At 59.5% G+C, this 15,501-nt stretch carries 16 protein-coding genes and 1 riboswitch; of the genes, 7 read left to right on the top strand and 9 right to left on the bottom strand.

Features of this window, described 5'->3' with window-relative positions; translation table 11 throughout:
• Positions 1–11: 11 nt before the first annotated feature.
• The 3 genes from ASE98_RS00305 to ASE98_RS00295 all read right to left on the bottom strand — a co-directional run bounded on the left by ASE98_RS00305 (position 12) and on the right by ASE98_RS00295 (position 4,883).
• Positions 12–1,913, bottom strand: a complete 1,902-nt coding sequence (locus ASE98_RS00305) for a DUF1302 domain-containing protein (RefSeq protein WP_060539455.1) — start codon at positions 1,911–1,913, stop codon at positions 12–14.
• Positions 1,914–2,253: 340 nt separating this feature from the next.
• A complete protein-coding gene (locus ASE98_RS00300) occupies positions 2,254–3,936 on the bottom strand; it encodes a fatty acid--CoA ligase (RefSeq protein WP_060539454.1) in 1,683 nt (560 codons plus the stop codon).
• Between the two features lie 317 nt (positions 3,937–4,253).
• Positions 4,254–4,883, bottom strand: coding sequence for a LysE family translocator (locus tag ASE98_RS00295; protein ID WP_060539453.1), 630 nt, complete (start codon positions 4,881–4,883; stop codon positions 4,254–4,256).
• Between the two features lie 91 nt (positions 4,884–4,974).
• Between ASE98_RS00295 and ASE98_RS00290 the strand changes: the two genes are divergently transcribed.
• From ASE98_RS00290 to ASE98_RS00280, 3 genes are all read left to right on the top strand, one after another.
• The gene (locus ASE98_RS00290) at positions 4,975–5,940 is read left to right on the top strand and encodes a 2-hydroxyacid dehydrogenase (RefSeq protein ID WP_060539452.1); all 966 of its coding nucleotides are present in this window, start codon (positions 4,975–4,977) and stop codon (positions 5,938–5,940) included.
• Between the two features lie 33 nt (positions 5,941–5,973).
• The gene (locus ASE98_RS00285) at positions 5,974–6,972 is read left to right on the top strand and encodes a class I SAM-dependent methyltransferase (RefSeq protein ID WP_060539451.1); all 999 of its coding nucleotides are present in this window, start codon (positions 5,974–5,976) and stop codon (positions 6,970–6,972) included.
• Between the two features lie 50 nt (positions 6,973–7,022).
• Positions 7,023–7,160, top strand: a riboswitch (yybP-ykoY riboswitch).
• A 76-nt stretch (positions 7,161–7,236) separates the two neighbouring features.
• Positions 7,237–7,821 (top strand): TMEM165/GDT1 family protein, encoded by a 585-nt coding sequence (locus ASE98_RS00280; protein WP_060539450.1) that lies wholly within the window; start codon positions 7,237–7,239, stop codon positions 7,819–7,821.
• 131 nt (positions 7,822–7,952) lie between these two features.
• Here ASE98_RS00280 and ASE98_RS00275 read toward each other — a convergent pair whose 3' ends face one another.
• The 4 genes from ASE98_RS00275 to ASE98_RS00260 form a co-directional block, all read right to left on the bottom strand.
• Positions 7,953–8,771, bottom strand: a complete 819-nt coding sequence (locus tag ASE98_RS00275; RefSeq protein ID WP_060539449.1) for a M48 family metallopeptidase — start codon at positions 8,769–8,771, stop codon at positions 7,953–7,955.
• Between the two features lie 190 nt (positions 8,772–8,961).
• Positions 8,962–9,585: an SOS response-associated peptidase gene (locus ASE98_RS00270; protein WP_060539448.1), complete on the bottom strand. Its 624-nt coding sequence runs from the start codon at positions 9,583–9,585 to the stop codon at positions 8,962–8,964.
• A 35-nt stretch (positions 9,586–9,620) separates the two neighbouring features.
• A complete protein-coding gene (locus ASE98_RS00265) occupies positions 9,621–9,881 on the bottom strand; it encodes a putative signal transducing protein (RefSeq protein WP_060539447.1) in 261 nt (86 codons plus the stop codon).
• A 9-nt stretch (positions 9,882–9,890) separates the two neighbouring features.
• Entirely contained in the window at positions 9,891–10,073 is a 183-nt protein-coding gene (locus tag ASE98_RS00260) for a CPXCG motif-containing cysteine-rich protein (protein WP_060539446.1), read from the bottom strand.
• Between the two features lie 139 nt (positions 10,074–10,212).
• On the opposite strand from ASE98_RS00260, the gene ASE98_RS00255 reads away from it, so the two are divergent.
• Positions 10,213–11,379, top strand: coding sequence for a 1-acyl-sn-glycerol-3-phosphate acyltransferase (locus tag ASE98_RS00255; protein ID WP_060539445.1), 1,167 nt, complete (start codon positions 10,213–10,215; stop codon positions 11,377–11,379).
• Positions 11,380–11,437: 58 nt separating this feature from the next.
• On the opposite strand, the gene ASE98_RS00250 is transcribed toward ASE98_RS00255, so the two are convergent.
• Positions 11,438–11,716, bottom strand: a complete 279-nt coding sequence (locus tag ASE98_RS00250) for a hypothetical protein (protein WP_060539444.1) — start codon at positions 11,714–11,716, stop codon at positions 11,438–11,440.
• Positions 11,717–11,908: 192 nt separating this feature from the next.
• Between ASE98_RS00250 and ASE98_RS00245 the strand changes: the two genes are divergently transcribed.
• The gene (locus ASE98_RS00245) at positions 11,909–12,115 is read left to right on the top strand and encodes a hypothetical protein (RefSeq protein WP_060539443.1); all 207 of its coding nucleotides are present in this window, start codon (positions 11,909–11,911) and stop codon (positions 12,113–12,115) included.
• A 92-nt stretch (positions 12,116–12,207) separates the two neighbouring features.
• On the opposite strand, the gene ASE98_RS00240 is transcribed toward ASE98_RS00245, so the two are convergent.
• Positions 12,208–12,792 carry a YajG family lipoprotein gene (locus ASE98_RS00240; protein WP_060539442.1) on the bottom strand — a complete coding sequence of 195 codons (585 nt, stop codon included), beginning with the start codon at positions 12,790–12,792 and terminating at the stop codon, positions 12,208–12,210.
• A gap of 203 nt (positions 12,793–12,995) precedes the next feature.
• Between ASE98_RS00240 and ASE98_RS00235 the strand changes: the two genes are divergently transcribed.
• Positions 12,996–13,235, top strand: a complete 240-nt coding sequence (locus ASE98_RS00235) for a hypothetical protein (RefSeq protein WP_060539441.1) — start codon at positions 12,996–12,998, stop codon at positions 13,233–13,235.
• Between the two features lie 740 nt (positions 13,236–13,975).
• Positions 13,976–15,484, top strand: a complete 1,509-nt coding sequence (gene mqo / locus ASE98_RS00230) for a malate dehydrogenase (quinone) (protein ID WP_060539440.1) — start codon at positions 13,976–13,978, stop codon at positions 15,482–15,484.
• Positions 15,485–15,501: the final 17 nt, after the last annotated feature.

The following is a 15,501-nucleotide window of genomic DNA, read 5'->3' as shown; positions in this document are numbered from 1 at the left end:
AAATGCAGTGCTTAGAAGTTCACGCCGAGGCTGAGCGCAACGAAGTCGCGGTCATCCACAGTGGTGTACTTGCCGTCAAAGAAGTTGGTGTAGGCCAGGCTCGCGGTGTAGGTGTTCTGGTATTCGGCGTCGACACCCAGGCTTACCGCTTTACGGCCTTCCTCGAAGTTGCCGCCAGGGCCAGGGGAGTAACCTTCCACGTCATGGGACCAGGCCACGTTAGGCTTGAGGTTCACACCGGCGAACACGTCGTTGTATTCCCAGATGGCGCGACCGCGGTAGCCCCAGGATGTCGAGGTGGTGAAGCCTTCATTGTCGCAGTTGCGGCTGCGGTTGTTGGTCGGCGTACCCGGGCCGGCCCCGTTAATGGTGCTGCTGTTCAGCGCCACGCAGGTATCGAGCGCGCCAGTGGCTGGCAACTCGCCCGGACCGTAGACCGGATCGCGGCCATAACGCACGTCGGAGGTGCTTTCCAGGCCGCCGACGTAGGTCACGCCCACTTCGCCTACCAAGGTCAAACGGCTCGCGCCCATCACCTGATCAAAGAAGTGCGTCAGGGTGGTCTGGAACTGGGTGATTTCCTTGCGACGGTAGCCGTGCAGGTCCTGACCCGGCACACCGGTAAGCAGCGATGCGTTGGTCAACGGGTTGTTCGGGTTGTTATTGCCGATAGGACGGACACCGGCGAAAAGAATGTCGGTGGAGTTGAGCTGCACCGGTGCGTTCGGACGGTAGCTGACCTCACCACTCCACGCCGTACCGGTAGGCAGGGTGGTAGAGAAGCTCAGGCCATAGAGGCGGATGTCTTCAGGATATTCGATGAAGTATTGCGAATTACCTGCCACCAACAGTGGCGCCAGCGCGGCGAACGGACCTGGCAGGCCTGCTGCGGTGTTGTAGACCGACTGCGGCGCACCGGTGGCGCTGAAGATTGGCGCACGGCTGTGGTAGTTCATGAAGTAGGCACCGAACTCGGTGTCCAGCGGGTCGAACATGTACTTCAAGGACGCGCCCCACTGGCCGCCATCACGGGCATCGCGGTCCGCGCCACGGCGTACCAGAACACCCTCATTGTTGACGTCGACGCCGTTGGCGGCCAAAGGTCCGAGGGCAATGGCCGGAATCTGCGAACGCTTGTTCAGCACACGCAGGTTGTTATTGCAGCCGTCAGCAACGATGTCTGGCTGTGAGAAGAACGTGCCGCAGTTGTCGACGACGGTCTGGTCCCATTCAATTTGGTAGAAGGCTTCGCCCGAGAGGTTTTCGGTCAGGCTCTGGGACACATAGAACATGTTGACCGGAATCAGGCCTTCCTTGATCTCGGCACCCGGACGGCGGAACGCGGACACGTCGATCGGGTTGATCGAGTTGATGCCACCGCCGATGAAGGTACTTTCACCCCAGCTCACCACCTGCTTGCCCAGACGCACGGAACCCGGCTGATCGGCAATGGCGTAGTTGTGGTAGACGAAGGCGTCGAGGATCTGGCCGCCGGCGGACTTGGCGCCTTCCTTGCGGTTGTCGTCGCTGATGTCCTTGAACGGACGGCTTTCGTCTTTCAACTCAAAGTCGTACCAGTATTTGCCACGGACGAAAACACCGGTATCGCCATATTTCAATTCAAGGTCATGGATACCCTTGAAGATCTTGGAGAAGGTTTCGCCGCTTTTGAAGTTCAGGTGACCGTCATCGGAGGTCTGGGACAGGCCTTGGCCGCCGTTGTTGACGCCAATGAGGTTCTTGTTGGCACTTTCGGTAGACCAGCTGGCACCGATCGACAGAGCCGAATCGAACTGACCTTCGATTTCACCAACGTTGAAACTGACGCCGAATGCTGGCCCGGCGAGCGTAGAGGCAAGACTGACGGCCAAAGGCAATTTCGCCCGGCGCCAGAACTGGTTTACTGATGTCATCGACGCTACTCCATGTGCATTTTATTTTTATGGCAGTGAGCACTTTTAAAAACGCCTTGGGATAACCGGGAGCCATGGCATCCCAAAGTCATTCCAAAGTTGCATCGCCCCTGTTCGTGCGGTTGCTCCGTTTCTAAAAATCCATGCACGGACTATAGCCAGCAGGTTGTAGTGCTTGATCCCTCTAAAGTGTGATTTGCAGCTGCCAGCCACTCTGGAACAGTCCTTTCGCCAGTCCGACACACGTCGGCTCGGCAAGGATGGCTGAAATTACGGATTTGACAAGCCAAGCGCTTGCTTGGTGGGGCTGGCGTGTCCTTTCGGACACGCCAGAAGAGACTTAAAGCGTCGAAAGGAAGGTGCTATTGGTGGCTTGCCATTCAGTGATGTCGGCCCGAATCCGCTTCTTGTCGAGTTTGCCGACACTGGTCTTGGGAATTTCAGTAACAAGGGCAATCTGGCTCGGAATCGCCCACTTGCTCAGGTGCCCCAGTTCGACAAATGGCTTGAGGTGTTCCTTGAGTTCCCGGGCCCCGATTTCGTGCCCTTCGCGCAGCACCAGCAAGGCAAACGGACGCTCGCCCCACTGTGGATCGGCGATGCCCACCACTGCTACTTCGCGTACCGCCACATGGCGACTGATGAGGTCTTCGAGATCCAGAGAGGAGATCCACTCGCCACCGGTCTTGATGACGTCCTTGATCCGGTCGCGAATGTCGATCACCCCCATGCTGTCCAGGGTCGCTACGTCACCGGTGTGCAGCCAGCCACCGGCCCACAGCTCCGCGCCCTTTTGCGGCTCGTTGAAATAGCCTTCGGTCAGCCACGGCGCGCGCAGCACCAGTTCGCCCTGGGTTTCACCATCGGCTGGCAGGAAGTTGCCGTTGGCGTCAACGATGGCGGCTTCCACCAATGGCCCTGGCACACCGGCCTTGATCCGGTAGGTGGTGCGCTCGTCTTCGCTGCCGGCCATCAGTTCGTCGTTCAGGTGCGCGCACGACACCAGCGGCCCGGTTTCCGACATGCCGTAGGCGGCGGTCAACTGAATACCTTTGGCCTTGGCCGCTTCGTACAGCGAGCGATTCAGCGCGCTGCCGCCGATGACGATTTTCCAGCCACCGAAGTCGACGTCCTGCGCCGCCTTGGCATTGAGGACCATCTGCAGGATGGTCGGTACGCAGTGGGAAAAAGTCACCTTCTCTTTGCGCCACAGCTCTACCAGGTATTGCGGGTCATACCGGCCGGGATAAACCTGCTTGAGCCCGAGCATGGTCGCCACATACGGCAGCCCCCAGGCATGGACATGGAACATCGGGGTGATCGGCATGTAGACGTCGTTGGTGCCCAGCAGACGCACGCTGTCGATCGCGCCCATGATGGTCGACACGCCGATGGTGTGCAGCACCAGTTGCCGATGGGTGAAGTACACCCCCTTGGGATTACCCGTGGTGCCGGTGGTGTAGAAGGTGGTTGCGACCGAGTTTTCGTCGAAATCCTCGAAGTCGTATTTTGGGCTCGCGGCCGCCAGCAACTCTTCGTATTCGCCAATGAGGTTCGGCAGCTCGGCAGTCTTTTCCGGCAGATCGGTCAGCAGAAGGGTTTTCTCGACCGTGGTCAGATGCCCGGCGATGCCCTGGTACAGCCCGGTGAACTCGCTGTTGACCAGCACAAAGCGGTCCTCGGCGTGGTTCATGGTGTAGAGGATCTGCTCCGGCGACAGGCGCACGTTGATGGTGTGGATCACCGCGCCGATCATCGGGATGGCGAACATGCATTCCAGGTAACGATGGCTGTCCCAATCCATTACCGCCACGGTATCGCCGGGTTTGACTCCCGCCGCCGTGAGCACATTGGCCAACCGGGCGACCCGCTCGATCAGGGTCGGGTAGCTGTAGCGCAACTTGTCGCGGTAAACGATCTCGCGGGTTTTCTCGTAACGTGCGCCAGACATCAGCAGCCGCTTGATCAGCAGTGGATATTGGTAAGCGCCTTCGGCTGGGGGAATAACGCGAGTCTGCAACATAATAATCCCTTTTCCTGACTGCACGGTCGTGGCTGAAAGCTAGCACTGTAGTGCTCCTGATCGTCAGCCAAATCAGCCAAAGGAATGATTTGCAGAACCTCGCAAATGCTAGCGTTGCGCCATCAAGTGTCGCGTATTGTTCACCCACTTGAGCTGGCTCATCAGGCGGCGTGTCTGTCGACGCAGTCGCGGCTGTACCGGCCTCGTCGCGAGCAAGTTTGCTCCTACAGATCTGCGCGCGCACAACTTCCTTGCGCGCGCGACCTCAATTTCTGTGGGAGCTGGCTTGCCAGCAATGGCGGTGGCTGCGCATTGGATCAATGCATTTCGGTAAACGCCAGCTTCACGCCGATTGCGATCAGCACCGCACCCATGGTCCGGTCGAACCAGTGGCCCATGCGGGCGAAACCGGCGCGCACGCGCTGCTGGCTGAACAGCATCGCCACCAGGCAGAACCAGGCTGCCGTCGCCACCGCCAGGTAAACCCCGTAACCGGCCTGCACAGACAGCGGCGTGTGGGGGTTGATCACCACGGTAAACAGCGAGAGGAAAAACAGCGTGGCTTTCGGATTCAGACCATTGGTGACAAACCCTGAAGTGAAGGCCCCACGCGCGGTGCGCTCGCCGGCCTCCTTGTGCAGATCGTCCGCCACTGGCTTGGCCGGCCGTGCACGCAGCGCCTTGAAGCCGATGTACAGCAGATAAGCGGCGGCGGCCCATTTCAAGGCGTTGAACAGCATGATGGACTGGGACACGATCAGGCCGATGCCCAGCAGTGAATAACCGACATGCAGGAAAATCGCCGTGCCCACACCCAGCGCCGTCCATGTGCCGGCGCGGCGACCGTGGGTCACGCTTTCACGCACCACCACGGCGAAGTCAGGGCCCGGGCTGGCCACTGCCAACAAGTGAATCAGGGCAACGGTCAAGAACTCTGTCCAGTACATTGAAGCTCCTTAAGGCCAAGCGTAACTATTTATTTCATCTGGTAGGCTCGGCAGATTACGCCTTCAGTTCATTGCACAAAAGGTACAGTTGATGACGAACACTCACCGCGCCGTTTTCCTTGATCATCCTTCCCTGGACCTCGGCGACCTTGATCTGAGCCCCCTGCGCGCTTGTTTCGGTGAGCTGCAGTTGTTCGCTCAGACGTCACCGGAGCAAGTGATCGATCGCCTCAAGGGCGCTACGGTGGCCATCAGCAATAAAATCCTCATCGATGCGGCGGCCATGGCGGCCAGCCCCGAGCTTGAGTTGATTCTCATTACTGCCACCGGCACCAACAACGTCGACCTCGCGGCCGCCCGCGCCCATGGTATTACCGTGTGCAATTGCCAGGGCTATGGCACGCCATCGGTGGCCCAGCACACGATCATGCTACTGCTCAACCTGGCCACGCGCCTGGCCGACTACCAGAAAGCCGTCGGCGCAGGTCGCTGGCAGCAGGCCAAACAGTTCTGCCTGCTGGACTATCCGATCGTCGAGCTGGAAGGTAAAACCCTGGGTTTGCTTGGCCATGGCGAATTGGGCGGCGCCGTCGCACGGCTGGCCGAAGCCTTCGGCATGCGCGTGTTGCTCGGGCAGATTCCCGGGCGCCCTGCCCGGCCGGATCGCTTGCCGCTGGACGAACTGCTGCCACAGATCGACGCCCTGACCCTGCACTGCCCGCTCAACGAACACACCCGTCACTTCATTGGGGCCGGCGAACTGGCCGCAATGAAGCCCGGCGTATTCGTGGTCAACACGGCCCGCGGTGGCCTGATCGACGAGCAGGCACTGGCCGACGCCTTGCGCAGTGGCCACCTGGGTGGCGCTGCCACTGACGTCTTGAGCGTGGAGCCGCCGAACAACGGCAATCCGTTGCTGGCCCATGACATCCCGCGCCTGATCGTCACCCCGCACAACGCCTGGGGAAGCCGTGAAGCACGGCAGAGAATCGTTGGCCAATTGACCGAAAACGCCTTGGGATACTTCAGCGGTAAGGCGCTGCGGGTCGTCAGTTGATAAACTGCGGCACTTTTTTTCACAGGAGCAGTTATGGATCCGCGCAGTGAAGTACTGCTTCGTCAGGCCGAATTATTCCAGGGCTCGGTGCTTTTGGCCGGTTTGCCCGCCGATGATTTGCTGGGCCGCTTGCCCGACGCCCATGGCTGGTGCTGGCATGCCGGCGATCAGGCCGCGCTGGATGCACGCTTTGCCGAGCGCAGCCATTTTGGCGTGAACGCGCCTGAGCGTGTATTCGAGAGTGCCGTGGTGTTTCTGCCCAAGTCCAAGGACCTGACCGACTACATCCTCAACGCACTCGCGTCGCGGCTGGCCGGTCGCGAGCTGTACCTGGTCGGCGAGAAAAAAAGCGGCATCGAAGGCGCAGCCAAACAGCTCAACCCGTTCGGCAAGCCACGCAAGCTCGACAGCGCGCGGCACTGCCAGCTCTGGCTGGTCACCGTAGCCAATGCGCCACAAGCCAAACCGCTGGAAAGCCTGGCGCAAACCTATGAGTTGCCGCTGGCCGAAGGCCCGCTGAAAGTCATCAGCTTGCCCGGCGTATTCAGCCACGGCCGCCTGGATCGCGGCAGCGCGCTGTTGCTCGAACACCTGGACAAACTGCCAAGCGGCCACTTGCTGGACTTCGGTTGCGGTGCAGGGGTTCTGGGTGCGGCGGTGAAACGCCGTTACCCGCACAATCAGGTGACGTTGCTGGACGTTGATGCCTTTGCCGCCGCCAGCAGCCGCTTGACCCTGGCTGCCAACGGTCTGGAAGCCGAGGTCATTACCGGTGACGGCATCGATGCCGCACCCATGGGTCTGAGCGCGATTCTGAGTAACCCGCCGTTCCATGTCGGGGTCCACACCGATTATTTCGCCACAGAGAACTTGCTGCGAAAAGCGGCTAAACATCTGAAAAACGGTGGCGAACTACGACTGGTGGCGAATAGCTTCCTGAAGTATCAGCCACTGATCGAGGAGCATCTCGGCGTCTGCGCGATCAAGGCCGAGGGACAGGGTTTTCGAATCTACCGGGCCAAGCGCGGTTAATACTTCCTCGAAAAAGAAGGCTTGCCGAATGGATTTTGCATAGGCAGAATCCGCTCCGTCCTAGGGGAGTAGTCTCCCACGAGCGCCATGCTCGTCCGGCATACGTCAACATACTTGGTCCTCAGACCATGGCGTATGCGACCCCAACGTCCGCATCAGGCGGATCGCAGGGTTTGACAAGACCTATGACACGAACACCTTACCCGGGGCGGGAAGGCTGTACGTGTCATAGCCGTGTCGACCCGCCCCTTAGGAAAACCCCTGATGCTGGATTCACTACTCGTACCTACCGCTGTCGTTGCCTTGGCCGAAATCGGCGACAAGACGCAACTGCTCGCGCTCATCCTCGCAGCACGTTTCCGCAAGCCCTGGCCGATCATCGCCGGCATCGTCGCCGCCACCCTTGCCAACCATGCGGCTGCCGGTGCGGTAGGTGCCTGGGTCGGCGGCTTCTTCTCCGACACATGGCTGCACTGGATTCTCGCAATCAGCTTTGCCGCAACCGCACTGTGGACCCTGGTGCCGGACAAGATGGATGACGACGAAGCAAGTACCGCTCGCAAGTTCGGCCCCTTCCTGACCACCCTGATCGCATTCTTCCTCGCCGAGATCGGCGACAAGACCCAGATCGCGACCGTGATGCTCGCCGCGCAATACCCGGAACTGTGGCTGGTGATCATCGGCACCACGCTGGGCATGCTGATCGCCAACGTACCGGTGGTTCTGGCGGGTAACTTTGCCGCGGATAAATTGCCGTTGACGCTGATCCGCCGCCTGGCGGCTTCGGCGTTCTTCATCCTGGCGATCGTTGCGGTGTACAAAGCGATGCAGAGTAGCGGCTGGGTTTGATGCTGTGAGTCAGTAACACCGAGTTATCGTTCATCGCCAGCAGGCTGGCTGCCACAATGGATTGGCGTCGCTCACCTGTTTTTGGGAGCTAGCCGGCTAGCGATGAGGCGTTACTGAGGACAAATTAAGTATCAGAATTTCCTGGACTGTTCATACAGCGGCATAACCTTCGGAATCGCCGCCTGCAACGAAGCGATACGGCTCGCAGAAGCCGGGTGAGTGCTCATGAACTCTGGTGGCGAACCTTCGGAGGCCTTGCTCATCTTGTTCCACAGGGTGATCGCGGCATTCGGGTTGTACCCGGCACGGGCGGCCAGTTCGAGGCCGATCAGGTCCGCCTCGTTTTCATTGGCGCGGCTGTTGGGCAGGGTCATGCCGTAGTTGGCCACGGTATCAGCAAGCGCCAGGGTATCCTGACCCAAGCCGAGCAAGGCACCGGCGCCCTGCTTGGCCATTTCGATGCCGTAAGCCTTGGACATGGCTTCACGGCCATGCTCACGCAGCGCGTGGGCGATCTCATGACCTATGATCGCGGCGATTTCATCGTCGGTCAGCTTCAGGCTGTCGATCAGTCCGCTGTAAAAGAAGATCTTGCCGCCAGGCCCGCAGCTGGCGTTGAGTTGGTCACTCTTGATCAAGTTGACTTCCCATTTCCACTGGGCTGCATCCGGACGGAAGTTCGGCGCCTGGGCAATCAGCCGGTCGGCAATCGCCTGAACGCGCCGGGCATCGTTGCTGGTCTTGTCCAGCACGCCTTTGCTGGACGCTTCGCCGACGCTCTTCTGATAGGACTGGGCGTACATCTGGTCGACCTCTTGCGAGGACAACATGCTGAACATGTACTGCTTGCGCTCGACGCCCACCGCACCACCGCTGGTGGTATTGACCGACTGGCATCCAGCGAGCAGCAGAGTTGTGCTCAGCGCACACAAAGCCAATGTCTTGTTCATCAAAAAACTCCCTGAAAACATGCCGCGTATCCTAGGCGTGGAGATGTATTGACGCCAGATACAATAGAATTAAGACGCGCAATTGGGCTAAAGCTCTCATTGCCCGGAGAAAAAATTCACATTTGTTGAGTTGAGCGTGGGAACACCCTGAAGGAATCGCCGCACGCTGCGATCTTTTCGGCGGCCCCACCTAGCCCGGAGTCAGACACTCCGGCCCATTGAGCTTGGGATCATTCACCATGTTTGCCAGCACCCGCTCGCGCAATGCCGCAGGCTCACTGGCGAGCAATGCCTGCAAGGCATGCAGCGGTGTCTCGGGGTCAAGCCACGCAGCCTGCCCTGCCTCATCGAGAATCAACGGCCGCCGCTGACTCGCCGCCGGCTGGGTAATCACCGCTGTGCTCAGCCAGACTTGTTCCTGTACCGGATACGCTTCCCAGATCGCCGCAAAGAACAACGACGAACCCTCCCCCGGTGTCAGCCAGTACGGACGCTTGCGCGTGGTGCCGCGCCATTCGTAGAAACCGTTGGCCGGCAGCAGGCAGCGGCGCTCGCGCAACGCCTGGCGAAACATCGGCTGCTCGGCCACGGTTTCCGCGCGAGCATGGGCCGGCGTGCGGGACAGGTCGGTCAGCCAGGGCGGTGTCAGCCCCCAACGCGCGCGCGCCAACTCACGCTGACCGTCGAGACCGGCACGCAGCATCAATACAGAATCATTGGGGGAAATGTTCCACTGCGCCTTCTGGTCGGCGGGAAAGCCTGGCAGGGCCGCGAAGGCGGGGTTCCAGCGAAACAGGGCATAACGTCCACACATGGGGCAGCACGACTCTTGATCAAACGAACGCCAGCCTAACAGACCAGCGTGCCGAGGAAGCTCTCCGGTTCATCCCCGGACAGCGGCAGCGCGGCATTGTACGCGGTGATCAGCTCGCGGGCGTATTGCGCCTGGTCGTTATCGACCGCCAGTCCCAGCAGGCCGAAGATCGGTAACTCACCACTGCCCCCCACCAGATCGCGGCCCACCAGATGCGCCTCGATACCTTCGCTGGCGAGCATGCCTTGCAGCAACTCGCCTTCCATCAGGTTTTCCGGTTCGTAGATTCGCTGCATAAAGGAGTCTCACTCATTTTCACTGTGAACTTCGAGCATCCATTCCTGACCATCGGTTTGCAGCGTGAACCGGATCGGCCGACAACAGACCGGGCAGTCTTCAATGTAGTTCTGATCGCCCCCGGACAAATCCAGGACGGCCTCAGCGGGCTCACCACAATACGGACATTCATAGCGCTCGGTTTCCAGCATCGCGGTCTCCCAGGTGACTTGTGCGTATAATCGCCGGTCTATTTGCAGGGCTATTTTTGTCTGGCTACTTTTTCAGACCGTACCCTGCCGGTTTTCGATCAAAACCTTTACTTACCCTAGCCGTTTCTAACAAGAGAGCATGATGGGCGAATTCGATGCCATCCGACCTTACGACGACAGCGAAGTCCCAGCGGTGCTGGACCGGCTGCTCGGCGACAAGGCGTTTCTAGATATCCTCACCCACTTCCGCTTCCCGCGTTTCGCTGGCGCTTTAGGCTGGGCGCTCAAACCTCTTATAGCTCATCGGTTGCGCCGTGAGTTCGCCGGTGTGCATTCGGTCGCCACGCTGCAGGATAAAGTCGAGGTTTACGTCGACCACACCATCGAGCGGGCCACCGACGGCGTCACTTATACCGGCGTGGAGCAGTTCAAGTCCGGCAGCGCGTACCTGTTCATCGCCAACCACCGCGACATCGTGATGGACCCGGCCTTCGTCAACTATGCCGTGTACCACGCCGGCCTGCCGACGCCGCGCATCGCGATTGGCGACAACCTGCTGCAAAAGCCCTTCGTCAGCGACCTGATGCGCCTGAACAAGAGTTTCATCGTGCACCGTTCGATTACCGGACGTCGCGAGAAGATGGCCGCCTATCAACTGTTGTCGGCGTACATCAACCATTCGATCCGCAACGACTGCGCCTCGATCTGGATCGCCCAGGCCGAAGGCCGTGCCAAGGACGGCGACGACCGTACCGAGTCGGCGATCCTCAAGATGTTCCACATGAGCCGCAAGGATGAGCCGTTCGGTGAGGTCATCCGTTCGCTGAACCTCACGCCTGTATCGATCAGCTACGAATACGACCCGTGCGACCAGGCCAAGGCCCGCGAGCTGTACATCCGCGCCACCACCGGCAGCTACACAAAAGTGCCGGGCGAGGACGACGTGAGCATCGCCAAGGGCATCACCGGCTACAAGGGCCGGGTGCATGTGAACTTCGCAGCGCCAATCACCGAACTGTTCGAAGACACCAAGCAACTTGCGGTCGAGATGGACAAGCAGATTCTGGGGGGCTATCGCCTGTTCCCGGTGCACTACCTGGCGTATGCACAATGGCAAGACGCGGATCCGCAACTGCAGGTGCCCAAAGCCGCCGAAGTGTTCGGCGCCGATGAACTGGCCAAGGCCCAGGAAGAATGGCAGCAACGCCTGGATGCTTGCCCCGCCGAGCATCGGCCATTCTTGGTGCTGCAATATGCGACGCCGGTGCGCAATCAGTATCGGGTGAAGGCGCGATTGCCGCTGTAATCGCGGATACGACAACGGCGCCTGATGGCGCCGTTTTTTTTCAATACAGGATCACAAGTCAGACCTGCGTGCTGATCCACGACACCAGCAACGCCAGCCCCATGCAGGCAAACCCGAAGCAGTAGAAAAACCGGTTCATGCGCAAGGTCGCCCAATCCAGCATCGGCTCTTCATTGGCACGACTCTGGCGCTGCGTCTGCAGACTGGCCATCGCGCGCAGTTCGCGACGACGGGTGGCGTGCAGCAACCAGCCGCCCGGGAAGGCGAAGAGCAAGGCCAGCAGATTGATCAACTTGGCGGGATGGGCAGTAAACAGCGTCATCAAATGCAGCGACATCACAAACCTCGAGCAAAACCAGTGTGGCAGACGCGGGAGCTGCGACTGCGGCGCGGATTCTACCGAAAGCCTGCGACCATGCCCTGGCTTTCCGACAAAAAACGAAACAATTGAGCCTTTGCTGTCCTGAGTCACGACGCTGTCATCTGCATCAACCACCATGCACGCCTCTAAATCGACATGGAATGCGACATGCTGCACGCCGAGAACCAGGACCGCCTCTACCTCATCGCTCACAACGACGAGCAACAAACCCTTGTTGGCAGCCTCGCCTTCAACGTGCAGGATCGCCATTGGCTGGTGTACTGCGCCCTGGGTGGGCATCAGCATGCGGACTTGCCGGAAGCGGATTTGCTGACGGGCGTGAGCGTGCTGGATTTTTATTCCGAAGCCGCCTGATTGCCCCCTGTAGCTGGCACCCGCAATACCAACAGGCATGAAAAAGCCCGGGGCCATCACTGGCACCGGGCTTTTTTACATCCAGCGAACCGTTATTCGCCGAGAACCTGACCCACGGTCGGGTCCTTGAACAGACGGGTCAACGCATCGCTCAACACATCGCTGACCAGCTTGGTATTGGTTTCCTGATTGGGCGCCATACCGAAGCGCTGGTCCAGGGAAGCGCCGTAGCGACCGCTGTAACGGCGATTGGCGTTCTGCACATCAGAGCGGAAGGTGGCGCCGATGGTCGCTTCAGTCACATACATGCCTTCTTTGGGCGACTGATATTTGAGTTCTGCCAGGGTCACGGTCAGCTGCGGTGCGTTCATGGCGTTGGTCGTCGGGGTGAAACCCAGCAGACGCACGGCAGCTTCGGCCTGAGCCTGCAGTTTCGGCAGGATCTGCGCGCCCTGCACGGTGATCGCGCTGGTTTCCGGATAGAGGCCGCCACGGGTGCCCAGGGTTGCCGACGGACGCCCGTCGACCACACGCACCACGACAGGCTGGCCATGACCGACCGGCGCCAGCTGAGTGGTCAGTTTTGGTTCCGGGTTCAGTTGTTGCGGGCTGTGGGCGCAGCCGACCAGGGTCAAACTGGTCACAGTGATCAAACCGAACAACAGGCGTTGCAACATGCTCTTCTCTCCAGAATCAGGCATAAAACAGGCCGGCAGTATAGCGGTGCGCCACTGCGGGGAACCAGCGCCGCACAGTGATTACTGAAATTTCTGACAGACCTTTCGGGCAGCGGTTCCTGTCACACAGTTGTCACTGTCCATACACTTGCACGTAACGGCTAGAAGGCAGTCTTCTGGACAATCGCCAAAGGTACTTTCCCATGCGCTATCTGATGTCGCTGTTCGCGCCACGCCCGCTGCATCGCTGCTTCGCCCTGCTCGACCACAATGGCCACTGCCAGGCGTTCAGACAGTGCAGCCTGCAACCCATGGGCGATGGCTGGGTCGAAATCGAAGAAGTGCGCCTGAACTGGCTGAATCAGCCCCTGCCTGCAAGCGCGCGCGTCGCTCAACAACAGCAGCAACCACGACTACGTGCCCGGCAACTGCTGGCCACCTGACCAAACGGCTAATAAAAGTCATTAAACACGACCATTTCCCTGCGTTTCTTAGATACAATCTCCCCCCGATTATAAGGACGTCTCCTGATCGGGCCTCGCAGCATCGTCAATACGCTTGTATTGACACCCCGCACCGCCCACAGAGAGCCGCCCACACAGATCGAGTGAAGCGGGTGCGCTTGCTGTTTCCCTGAGCAAAACCTCCTCTTTTCGCGAATCTGCAGAGCTGCCATTACGCTCGGTCACTGAGCTGTTTGCCCGTTTTTGCCTGCCATGAATCCCGTGGCGGCAAACCATCCGGGCCCGGTGCCAGGCTGGGGCAGCCCTTTTTTGAGGTTCACGTCTTCAAAAGAGCGTGAAAAAAACGGGTTTTCACAACTTCACAAGAGTGTGGCGAGCAAATGAATAGTTTTGCGTCTGAACATGCACCATTAGCGTCTACATCAGCCCAACGACACAGGACCGAGTATTCCTCGAACACCGGAGCCTGAAGCCTGTCCGCTACGGATTTTGGTTGCACAAACGGATGTATCGACCATAAGTCGAATTGCCTCCCGCGCGCTGAAATGAGTTTATATGGCTCATAGGCCCGGCAGGTAGCGTCCGTCGAAGTTGCGAAAAATTGCGAAGATTCGGACATGGCGATCCTGCCATGAGTTTGAGGGGCATCACTGACTCGCCCCGGAACGCCTGGCAGCCATGCCGTCAATTTGGTGCTGCAGATTTTGGAGACGCGTTAAATGGCGCATAACGAAGCAGTCGACGTAGTACTGGTTGGGGCCGGCATCATGAGTGCCACCCTTGCAGTACTGCTCAAAGAGCTCGACCCCGCGATCAAGCTGGAAGTTGTCGAGCTGATGGATTCCGGTGCCGCGGAGAGTTCCAACCCGTGGAACAACGCCGGTACCGGTCACGCCGGGCTGTGTGAGCTGAACTACACGCCCCAGGCGGCTGATGGCACCGTCGACATCAAGAAAGCCGTACACATCAACACCCAGTTCGAGGTGTCGAAGCAGTTTTGGTCGTACCTGACCAAAAAAGGCACGTTCGGCTCGTGCAAAACGTTCATCAGCCCGGTGCCACACCTGAGTTTCGTACAGGGCGACAGCGGCGTGTCCTTCCTCAAGGAACGCTTCAAGGTGCTGAGCAAGCATCACGCCTTCGCCGACATGGAATACACCGAAGACAAGGCAACGATGGCGCAGTGGATGCCACTGATGATGCCGGGGCGTAATGCAGGCGAAACCCTTGCCGCCACCCGCGTGATCAATGGTACCGACGTGAACTTCGGCGCCCTGACCAACCAGTTGCTCAAGCACCTGACCAGTGCACCCGATGCCCAGGTCAAGTACTGCAAGCGCGTGACCAGCCTCAAGCGCAGCAACGGCGGCTGGACCGTGAGCATCAAGGACGTCAACAGCGGCAATACCCGTGAAGTCGACGCCAAATTCGTCTTCCTCGGCGCTGGCGGCGCGGCATTGCCGCTGTTGCAGGCCTCGGGCATCGAAGAAAGCAAAGGCTTCGGCGGCTTCCCGATCAGCGGCCAGTGGCTGCGCTGCGACAACCCGGAAGTGGTCAAGCACCACCAGGCCAAGGTCTACAGCCAGGCCGCCGTGGGTTCGCCACCGATGTCCGTGCCACACCTGGACACCCGTGTGGTCGATGGCAAAACGTCCCTGCTGTTCGGACCTTATGCCGGCTTCACCACCAAGTTCCTCAAGCACGGTTCGTTCATGGACCTGCCGCTGTCGGTTCGCGCCGGCAACATCGGCCCGATGCTGGCCGTGGCGAAAAACAACATGGACCTGACCAAGTACCTGGTCAGCGAAGTGATGCAGTCGATGGAGCAGCGCCTGGAATCCCTGCGTCGCTTCTACCCTGAAGCGAAAGCCGAAGACTGGCGCCTGGAAGTGGCCGGCCAACGGGTGCAGATCATCAAGAAAGACCCGAAGAAAGGCGGCATCCTGCAGTTCGGTACCGAACTGGTCGCGGCCAAGGACGGCTCCCTTGCCGCCCTGCTCGGCGCTTCGCCAGGCGCATCGGTGACGGTTTCGATCATGCTCGAGCTGATCGAAAAATGCTTCCCGAACAAAGCCAAAAGCGAATGGGCTGGCAAACTGGCGGAAATCTTCCCCGCCCGTGAAAAGGTTCTGGAAAGTGACGCGGCGCTGTATCGCAAGATCAACGCGCAGAACAACGTTGCCCTGGAACTGGTTGAAGCCAGCAGCGAGACCGAAAGCTACGCTTGATACGGCCGCATAAAAAA

The organism is Pseudomonas sp. Leaf48 (assembly GCF_001421885.1).
Taxonomy (GTDB): Bacteria; Pseudomonadota; Gammaproteobacteria; order Pseudomonadales; family Pseudomonadaceae; genus Aquipseudomonas.
The sequence above is the reverse complement of the archived record's forward strand: the minus strand, read 5'-3'. Positions and strand labels throughout refer to the sequence as shown.

Coding starts and splice junctions, on each gene's coding strand:
- ASE98_RS00305 (WP_060539455.1), bottom strand. CDS start 1,913: ATGACATCAGTAAACCAGTTCTGGCGCCGGGCGAAATTGCCTTTGGCC.
- ASE98_RS00300 (WP_060539454.1), bottom strand. CDS start 3,936: ATGTTGCAGACTCGCGTTATTCCCCCAGCCGAAGGCGCTTACCAATAT.
- ASE98_RS00295 (WP_060539453.1), bottom strand. CDS start 4,883: ATGTACTGGACAGAGTTCTTGACCGTTGCCCTGATTCACTTGTTGGCA.
- ASE98_RS00290 (WP_060539452.1), top strand. CDS start 4,975: ATGACGAACACTCACCGCGCCGTTTTCCTTGATCATCCTTCCCTGGAC.
- ASE98_RS00285 (WP_060539451.1), top strand. CDS start 5,974: ATGGATCCGCGCAGTGAAGTACTGCTTCGTCAGGCCGAATTATTCCAG.
- ASE98_RS00280 (WP_060539450.1), top strand. CDS start 7,237: ATGCTGGATTCACTACTCGTACCTACCGCTGTCGTTGCCTTGGCCGAA.
- ASE98_RS00275 (WP_060539449.1), bottom strand. CDS start 8,771: ATGAACAAGACATTGGCTTTGTGTGCGCTGAGCACAACTCTGCTGCTC.
- ASE98_RS00270 (WP_060539448.1), bottom strand. CDS start 9,585: ATGTGTGGACGTTATGCCCTGTTTCGCTGGAACCCCGCCTTCGCGGCC.
- ASE98_RS00265 (WP_060539447.1), bottom strand. CDS start 9,881: ATGCAGCGAATCTACGAACCGGAAAACCTGATGGAAGGCGAGTTGCTG.
- ASE98_RS00260 (WP_060539446.1), bottom strand. CDS start 10,073: ATGCTGGAAACCGAGCGCTATGAATGTCCGTATTGTGGTGAGCCCGCT.
- ASE98_RS00255 (WP_060539445.1), top strand. CDS start 10,213: ATGATGGGCGAATTCGATGCCATCCGACCTTACGACGACAGCGAAGTC.
- ASE98_RS00250 (WP_060539444.1), bottom strand. CDS start 11,716: ATGTCGCTGCATTTGATGACGCTGTTTACTGCCCATCCCGCCAAGTTG.
- ASE98_RS00245 (WP_060539443.1), top strand. CDS start 11,909: ATGCTGCACGCCGAGAACCAGGACCGCCTCTACCTCATCGCTCACAAC.
- ASE98_RS00240 (WP_060539442.1), bottom strand. CDS start 12,792: ATGTTGCAACGCCTGTTGTTCGGTTTGATCACTGTGACCAGTTTGACC.
- ASE98_RS00235 (WP_060539441.1), top strand. CDS start 12,996: ATGCGCTATCTGATGTCGCTGTTCGCGCCACGCCCGCTGCATCGCTGC.
- mqo (WP_060539440.1), top strand. CDS start 13,976: ATGGCGCATAACGAAGCAGTCGACGTAGTACTGGTTGGGGCCGGCATC.